The following is a 376-nucleotide window of genomic DNA, read 5'->3' on the forward strand; positions in this document are numbered from 1 at the left end:
GGTGCGCGCCAAGTACGCGATCGAGCCGCAGCAGTACGTCGACTTCGCCGTGATGCGCGGCGACGCGTCCGACGGGCTGCCTGGCGTCGCCGGCATCGGCGAGAAGACGGCAGCGACCCTGCTGGCCGATTTCGGTGATCTGGACGGGATCCTCGCCGCCGCGGCCGACGACAGCTCGTCGCTGCGGCCGCGCGTCCGTCAGTCCATCCTCGACTCCTCCGACTACATCAGGAACGCCCGTGAGGTCGTCAAGGTGCGCCCTGATCTCGATCTCGATGCACCGCAGACCCTGGCACCGCTGAGTGACGGGGAGGTGGAGGCGTTCGCCGAGTTAGGGAAGCGCTGGGGCCTCGGCGGCGCCGCCGACCGTGTCCTC

Annotated in this window: 1 protein-coding gene; it reads left to right on the forward strand. The window is 69.9% G+C overall.

Annotation, left to right across the window (positions count from 1 at the left end; all coding sequences use genetic code 11):
• Positions 1-376: 5'-3' exonuclease H3TH domain-containing protein (locus D9V41_RS16760; RefSeq protein WP_279432367.1), on the forward strand; the 376-nt coding region annotated here is incomplete at both ends.

Source organism: Aeromicrobium phragmitis (assembly GCF_003674095.1).
In the GTDB taxonomy this organism is placed as follows: domain Bacteria; phylum Actinomycetota; class Actinomycetes; order Propionibacteriales; family Nocardioidaceae; genus Aeromicrobium; species Aeromicrobium phragmitis.